This window comes from Frankia sp. CcCS3 (assembly GCF_977927575.1).
On record NZ_CDWRCL010000230.1, the window covers coordinates 1 to 6,589 of the forward strand.

Genomic DNA, 6,589 nt, shown 5'->3' on the forward strand with positions numbered 1-6,589 from the left:
TCGAAGACCCCTCAGGCTCGATCTCATCATTCCCAGTCGTGCCGTCCAGCGATTTTCGGCGCCGCGCGGCCGGTTGCGCGGGTCCGGCGGGTCCGGAGTGAGAACGCACCGTGAGCCCGATGCCGAGGATCAGGTAAGGGTGGAACCATTCTCGTCGGCCTGCGGGGCGTCGGACGCGGCCAGCCGCGCGTGCAGGCGGGCGCGGACCTCCTCGGGGGAGTAGGCGACCCGCCGGCGCTGGCTGCGCGCGACGAGCACGCCGGTAGCGGCCACTCCGGCGAGTCCGGCCACGCCGAGCAGCTTTCCCCATCGAGCGCGATTCATCCGTCCAGGTTAGGGCGCCCTTGCGTCGGCTGCGGCATGCTACCGGCATGCCTGATTCGCGGATCAGCCTGGCCGATGCCCTGGAACTGACGCGGACCGGCGACCTGTGGCTGTTCCGCGGCCGCACGGCGGTGGACCGGGCGATCCAGACGACGACCAACAGCCCGGTGAACCATGTCGGCATGGCGGTGGTCGTTGACGATCTTCCGCCGCTGATGTGGCACGCCGAGCTGGGGAAATCGTTGCCGGACGTCTGGGCGGGCACGCATCAGCGCGGCGTGCAGTTGCACGACCTGCGTGCGGCGGTGGAGGTCTGGGCGCGCCGTTACGGCCAGCGGGCCTGGCTGCGTCAGCTTGAGCCCGCGGTCCGCGCCGAGCAGGAGGATGCCGTGCTGCGGACCGTCGCACGGCTCGACGGCACGCCGTTTCCGTCCACGGCCCGGCTGGCGACACGCTGGCTGCGTGGCCGGCTTCCGCGTCCCCGCCGGATGATGAGCGAGTACGCGCTGGAGACCGCGTACTGCGCCGAGGTCGTGGCTGTTACCTACGAGGCGATGGGCCTGCTGCCGTCCGGTCGCCATCCGAACTGGTACGATCCGGGGCGGTTCTGGAGCGGTGACGACCTGCGTCTGTCCGGAGGCTTCGTGCTGGGCGGGGAGATTGTCGTGGACGTGGACGACTCTGCCTAGCGTCGCGTTCGGCGGGTCCGTGCGGCGGCGGTTGACCAGGATCCGGTTCCTTGTCTTTCCAGAGCCTTTCGTGCCCGATTTATCCCTCTGGATAGGCAGGGTGCGTCTGGGGGGATGCCGTCGTCACGGGGGTGCCGTCCAGGTGCGGCACGGTGATCGCGGTGACCAGCAGGCCGCGGGCCGAGAGCCAACGACCGTCGAAGCCGGTCAGCTCACCGCCGGCTAGCCGCGGCCCCGCCACCAGGAGTTTCGCGGTGAAGGTGCCCCGGGCGGCCGGGCCCGGCGCCGGCGGGCCCATAGGTGCGGTGCCCGGGTGGATCACGAGGGCGGCGTCTCCGAAGCCAAGCCAACGTTCCGCCAGCGGGTACCACGCCTTGTAGACGGACTCCTTGGCGCTGAACAGCAGCCGGTCCCAGCAGACGGCCGGGCGGGTGCGGGTGAGGGCCGCGAGCCAGCCCTCCTCGGCGGGAACGGTGATCTCCTTCAGCACCCCGCCGGGTGTGGGTTCGTTCGGCTCGGCGTCGATGCCGATGGTGTGGACCTCCGCCGCCCGGGCCACCGCGGCCGCCCGGTAGCCGGCGCAGTGGGTGATGCTTCCCACCACTCCGTCCGGCCAGCCGGGTGCGCCGCGGGAACCGGGCAGGATCGGCGCCGCCGGAAGCCCGAGCCCCTCCAGCGCGCGATGCGCGCATACCCGGGCGGTGGTGAACTCGCGGCGCCTCTTGTCGACCGCGCGGCTCAGCAGCGCGGCCTCCTCGGGGAACAGCACGGCCGAGGGATCGTCCTCGAATGTCTCGACGGCGACGGCCGCCGCGGGCAGCAGGCTCGCAAGCAGGCGCGGATCCACCCTCTTTACTCCGCTACCCGTTACTGACGTCGAAGCCGGCGCCCCCGGCGGCGCCGAGCCTGCCCCCGGCGCCAATCTCGATCCCGGCGTGGAACTCGATCCCGGCATCGCGCTCAGTCCCGGCGGGCCGGCGGTGCGGGGAAGGGCAGGATCTGCCGTAGCCCGGACCATGGCTTGCCCCACGCCGCGCGTTCCCGGGGGTAGCCCATCGAGACCTCCTCGAAGCGGACGTCGTCGTACCAGGTGGTGCGGGGAATGTGCAGATGACCGTAGACGACCGCGCTGGCCCGGAACCGCGTGTGCCAGTCGGCCGTGCTCGTGGTGCCGCACCACAGCGCGAATGTGGGGTACCGCAGTACCGCGGTGGGCTGACGGACGAGTGGCCAGTGGTTGACGAGCACCGTTGGCATTGTCGGATCGATGTCGCCGAGGCGCGCCCGGGTCTGCGCGACCCGGGCCTGGCACCAGGCGTCGATGGTGGGATACGGGTCCGGGTGCAGCACCCATTCGTCGGTGCACACGATCCCGCTTTCCCGGGCCAGGGCCAGCGCCTCCTCCTTCGTCGCCGTTTCGGCGGGACGAAAGGTGTAGTCGTAGAGCACGAACAACGGCGCGACGACGACGGGACCGCCCGTGCCCTCCCAGACCGGATAGGGATCCTCCGGGGTGACGACACCCAGCCCGCGGGCGATCTCCACGAGATGCCGGTAGCGATGTTCGCCGCGCAGCTGCACCGGGTCCTGCTTGGGAGTCCACAGCTCGTGATTCCCCGGCACCCAGACAACCTTCGCGAAACGCCCGCTGAGCTGCTTGAACGTCGTCTCGATATCGGCGACCGTCTCGGCGACGTCACCGGCGAGGATCAGCCAGTCGCCGGATGATCCGGGTGCGATGTCCTCCACCATCCGCCGGTTCTCGGGGTAGGCGACATGCACGTCACTGACGGCCAGCAGCCGCCCGGGCGAAACCGGGGAATCCGTCCGGGACACAGGGCGAAGCCTACCGGCGCGGCCACCGACGCGTCCGCCGGATGAAAATGCTGTTCCGATGTTCGAGATGGCGCCGGGTGGGCATCCTGATCGAGGATCATCGCGAGGGATCGGTGACGATCCATCGAGTGATGACACGATGAGCCGACGGATCCGGCCGATCTTGCGGGAGCGGACAGCGATGAACGACAGTGGGCAGGGATGAGTGGTGGGCAGCGATGAGTGACAACGTCGGAACCGGGCTGCTCATCGCCCTCGGGGTCCTCGTCGTGATCATCCTGGCGCTGGCCGTGGCCGCGCTGGTTGTCGTCCGGAAGTACCGGCTGCCGCTGCGGGGCCTCGTGGCGACCCTGGCGGGCCTCGCCTACGTCATCTCCCCGGTGGACGCCGTCCCGGAGATTCCGCTGGGGCCGATCGGACTGATCGACGACATCACCGTGATTATCGCGGCGGTGGTCTACCTGCGCGGCCTGATCGCCGCGCGGCGGGGGCTGGGCCCGGCCGGGATCGATCCACCCAGCCGGGCGCCCCACCGGATGCCGCGGCAGCCTCCGCCGCCTCGGACACCGCCTTGGACACCGCCTCGGCGCCGTAGCCCCCGATGATGGCCGGGAGGACGACCACCGAGGCCGCCTCCTCCGGTCGCCGGCTGGGCCTCAGGAAACCTGCCAGAGTCGCACCGTGGTGTCGGCGCTGCCGGTGGCGAGGACGCGGCCGGTGAAGGCCAGTGAGGTCACGGCGCCGGTGTGGCCGGTGAGCGGCTGGCCGAGCTGGCGGGGGTCGGTCGGCTCGGTGACGTCCCAGAGTCGCACCGTGGTGTCGGCGCTGCCGGTGGCGAGGACGCGATTGTCCGGGCTGAACGCCACCGATGTCGCGCTTTTGGCGCGGTCGGCGGAGACCTGTAGCCGGCCGAGCTCGCGGGGTCGGGCGGGGTGGGTGACGTCCCACAGCTGCACCCATGCGCCGGGGACGTCGATGGCGAGGGTGCGTCCGTCCGGACTGAAAACCACCGAGAGCACGGCGGGCGGGAGCTTAGGGGCGGATCCGTCGAGCGATATGCCGAACGGTGTGCCGAGCTGGTGGGGGCTGGTCAGGTCGGTGACGTCCCACAGCCGTATTCCGTCGGATGCTGCCCCGCCGGTCGCGAGGGTCCGTCCGTCGGGGCTGAACGCCACCGATGCCACGGCGCCGGGGTAGCCGGGGAGCAGCGGGTGGAGCTGGTACGAGCTGGTCGGGTCGGTGACGTTCCACAGTCGCAACGTTCCGTCATCCCCGGCGGTGGCGAGGGTGCCCCCGTTCGGGCTGAACGCCACGGACGTCACGGCGCCGGTGCGGCCGGTGAGCAGGGGGTCGAGCTGACGAGGGGTGGCCGGGTTGGTGACGTCCCACAGCTGGACCGTCCCGTCGACGCCGGCGGCCGCGAGGGTGCCCCTGCCCGGGCTGAACGCCACGGACGTCACGGCGCCGGTGCGGCCGGTCAACGGGGCGCCGAGTAGGTGGGCCGTCCCGCCAGGGGTGATCGGCTGCGGATCGCCCTCGCGGACGGCGAGAGAACCGACCCCGGCGGCCACGAGAACGGCGAGAACGGCGAGGACCGCGGCGGCCGTGCGGTGCACCTGCCTGCGATGATCAGAGACCGGACGGCGGGCGGGGGATGCGGCGGGCCGGACGCTGTCCGAAAGGTTGATCGTTTCAGGATTGGGGGGTGCCGGGCTCCCTCGGGTGGGCTCGACTGTCGCGGCGTGACCGGTTGGGACCTTGGTCGTCGTGCGCAGGAGCAGGGCGCGAGCACGGTCCGGGAAGGTCTGCGGTTCGTCCTCGGGAAGGGTGAAGGCAGGCGTGCGACGGGACAGGACGGCGAGGACCTGACCGGCGAACGAGTCGGCGCGCATGGTCAGCCTCCTGTCTGGGGGTTCGATACGGCCGGCTCTGTCGCGGCGGCTGTCCTGGGATCGAGGGGGACGGCGCGGGCGAGGCGCTCCACGACCAGGGGGGCGGCAACCCCGACCGCGAGGGCGGCGAAGGCGGTGTCGACCTGGCCCGAGGCGCCGGCGGCCGCAGCCAGGCCGGCGCCGATGGCGAGACGGACCAGTTCGGCAACCAGGTAGGCCCAGGGGCCCGCTTCCTGGGATTTCCCGGTCTGCCAGGGCCACCGGCCCCGTCGGCGGACCGTGGTGTAGAGATCGAGACCTTCGACAGCGAAGCCGCCGAACAGTCCCCACAACGCCACTTCAACCCCCATCATGATGTGGAAGCTGGGTCCGCCCGCTATGGATAGCGGCCACGGACAGCTGCGATGAGAGCCGCGATGGAAAGCCGTCGGAGCAGGCGGCAACGGAGCGCCTGAACAGCCGTGCGTCTCGGCTGGAACACCGGGGACGGCCCGGGTGTTGCCCGCGACATGAATTCTGTCACCTTCGCGATTACCTGGGATTACCGTTGCCCGTTCGCCCGCAACGCACATGAACACGTTTTGATTGGTCTCGCGGCCGGTGCCGACTGGAACGTCACCTTTCTCCCGTTCTCGCTGGGGCAGGCGCACGTGGAGGAGGGACAACCCACCGTCTGGGAGAAGCCCGAGCAGGACTCCGGGATCCTCGCCCTGCGGGCTGGCGTCGTCGTCCGCGACGAATATCCGGATCTGTTCCCCGCCGCGCACCGGGCACTGTTCGCGGCGCGTCACGACGAGGGCCGTCACCTGGAGGACCGTACAGTCATCCGGGAGACGCTCGCGGGGGTGGGGCTGCCCGCCGACGAGGTGCTCGCCCGGGTTGACGATGGCGCCCTCGACAAGGTCCGCGCCGAGCACGAGCAGTACGTCGCCTCGCATACCGTTTGGGGCGTGCCGACCTGGGTCGCCGGTGACCAGGCCGTGTTCGTCCGGCTGATGAGCCGTGCGCCGCTCGGTGCCGACCCGGCGGGTTCCATCCGTGCGGTGGAGCGCATCGTCGACCTGGTGACCGGTTGGCCCGAGCTGAACGAGTTCAAGCACACGTCCATCCCACGCTGATCTTCCACGCCGGTTCGGTCCGTCCCGGTATACATCCACGGCGACGGGGATGGCGCCCGCGCCGCCCGCCATCCCCCTGCCGGCGCCCGGCGGTGTCAGACGTTCAAGCCGTGTGAGATGCCCAGGCCGTGTCAGACGTCCAGGCCGTAGCCGCGGGCGATCGCCGCCAGGCCGCTGACCCCACCCTGGCCGAGTGCCCGGAAGCGCCAGCCGTCCTGATCCCGGTAGAGTTCACCGAACAACATCGAGGTGTCCCGCGCGGCGGCGGTGGTGAGGTCGTACCGCACCAGTTCGTCATCGGTCGACGCGTTGACGACCCGGATATAGGCGCCGGTCACGTCGCCGAAACTCTGGTGTCGATAGTCGGCGTTGTGGATGCTGACCGGGAAGACGATGCGCGTTATCGCACTGGACAGCAGGTTGAGACGCACCTCGATCTGTTCGTCGTCGCCCGCACCCTCACCGGTGAGGTTGTCACCGCGGTGCACGATCTCGCCGCGCGGACTGCTGAGGTTGTTGTAGTAGATGAAATAGCTGCGGTTGGGGGCTCGCCCGTCCGCCTGCAGGGCAATGGCGCTCGCGTCCAGGTCGAACTCCTCCGATCCGGGAGCATTCGGATCCCAGCCGAGGCCGACGGTGATGTGCGTCAGTCCGCCGGTGGCTCCGGTGAGCGCGACGCTTCCACCCTTGACGACGTCAATGCCCACGGTTCTCCGATCCCACGACACTC

The 6,589-nt window shown here is 70.5% G+C and carries 9 protein-coding genes; 3 read left to right on the forward strand and 6 right to left on the reverse strand.

The features are described 5' to 3' along the window. Nucleotides 1–129: 129 nt before the first annotated feature. Nucleotides 130–324: a hypothetical protein gene (locus tag AC08OQ_RS16570; RefSeq protein ID WP_462188486.1), complete on the reverse strand. Its 195-nt coding sequence runs from the start codon at nucleotides 322–324 to the stop codon at nucleotides 130–132. A gap of 47 nt (nucleotides 325–371) precedes the next feature. On the opposite strand from AC08OQ_RS16570, the gene AC08OQ_RS16575 reads away from it, so the two are divergent. Then, a complete protein-coding gene (locus AC08OQ_RS16575; RefSeq protein ID WP_462188487.1) occupies nucleotides 372–1,013 on the forward strand; it encodes a hypothetical protein in 642 nt (213 codons plus the stop codon). A gap of 79 nt (nucleotides 1,014–1,092) precedes the next feature. On the opposite strand, the gene AC08OQ_RS16580 is transcribed toward AC08OQ_RS16575, so the two are convergent. After that, nucleotides 1,093–1,848 carry a 4'-phosphopantetheinyl transferase family protein gene (locus tag AC08OQ_RS16580; RefSeq protein ID WP_476601827.1) on the reverse strand — a complete coding sequence of 252 codons (756 nt, stop codon included), beginning with the start codon at nucleotides 1,846–1,848 and terminating at the stop codon, nucleotides 1,093–1,095. A 125-nt stretch (nucleotides 1,849–1,973) separates the two neighbouring features. Continuing rightward, nucleotides 1,974–2,849, reverse strand: coding sequence for a metallophosphoesterase family protein (locus AC08OQ_RS16585; protein ID WP_462188488.1), 876 nt, complete (start codon nucleotides 2,847–2,849; stop codon nucleotides 1,974–1,976). Between the two features lie 218 nt (nucleotides 2,850–3,067). Between AC08OQ_RS16585 and AC08OQ_RS16590 the strand changes: the two genes are divergently transcribed. Beyond that, the gene (locus AC08OQ_RS16590; RefSeq protein WP_476601825.1) at nucleotides 3,068–3,454 is read left to right on the forward strand and encodes a YkvA family protein; all 387 of its coding nucleotides are present in this window, start codon (nucleotides 3,068–3,070) and stop codon (nucleotides 3,452–3,454) included. Between the two features lie 51 nt (nucleotides 3,455–3,505). Here AC08OQ_RS16590 and AC08OQ_RS16595 read toward each other — a convergent pair whose 3' ends face one another. Beyond that, on the reverse strand, nucleotides 3,506–4,741 hold the full coding sequence (locus AC08OQ_RS16595) for a WD40 repeat domain-containing protein (RefSeq protein WP_476601826.1): 1,236 nt from the start codon (nucleotides 4,739–4,741) through the stop codon (nucleotides 3,506–3,508). A gap of 2 nt (nucleotides 4,742–4,743) precedes the next feature. After that, the gene (locus AC08OQ_RS16600; RefSeq protein ID WP_462188490.1) at nucleotides 4,744–5,094 is read right to left on the reverse strand and encodes a hypothetical protein; all 351 of its coding nucleotides are present in this window, start codon (nucleotides 5,092–5,094) and stop codon (nucleotides 4,744–4,746) included. Between the two features lie 156 nt (nucleotides 5,095–5,250). Here AC08OQ_RS16600 and AC08OQ_RS16605 point away from each other — a divergent pair, with 156 nt between their 5' ends. Then, nucleotides 5,251–5,859 (forward strand): DsbA family protein, encoded by a 609-nt coding sequence (locus AC08OQ_RS16605; RefSeq protein WP_476595422.1) that lies wholly within the window; start codon nucleotides 5,251–5,253, stop codon nucleotides 5,857–5,859. 131 nt (nucleotides 5,860–5,990) lie between these two features. On the opposite strand, the gene AC08OQ_RS16610 is transcribed toward AC08OQ_RS16605, so the two are convergent. Next, a complete protein-coding gene (locus tag AC08OQ_RS16610) occupies nucleotides 5,991–6,566 on the reverse strand; it encodes a TerD family protein (protein ID WP_462188495.1) in 576 nt (191 codons plus the stop codon). Between the last annotated feature and the right edge of the window lie 23 nt (nucleotides 6,567–6,589).

Excerpts from the sequence above, each read along its gene's own strand:
- AC08OQ_RS16590 (WP_476601825.1), top strand. The coding sequence starts at position 3,068 with ATGAGTGACAACGTCGGAACCGGGCTGCTCATCGCCCTCGGGGTCCTC.
- AC08OQ_RS16570 (WP_462188486.1), bottom strand. The coding sequence starts at position 324 with ATGAATCGCGCTCGATGGGGAAAGCTGCTCGGCGTGGCCGGACTCGCC.
- AC08OQ_RS16600 (WP_462188490.1), bottom strand. The coding sequence starts at position 5,094 with ATGATGGGGGTTGAAGTGGCGTTGTGGGGACTGTTCGGCGGCTTCGCT.
- AC08OQ_RS16595 (WP_476601826.1), bottom strand. The coding sequence starts at position 4,741 with ATGCGCGCCGACTCGTTCGCCGGTCAGGTCCTCGCCGTCCTGTCCCGT.
- AC08OQ_RS16575 (WP_462188487.1), top strand. The coding sequence starts at position 372 with ATGCCTGATTCGCGGATCAGCCTGGCCGATGCCCTGGAACTGACGCGG.
- AC08OQ_RS16605 (WP_476595422.1), top strand. The coding sequence starts at position 5,251 with ATGAATTCTGTCACCTTCGCGATTACCTGGGATTACCGTTGCCCGTTC.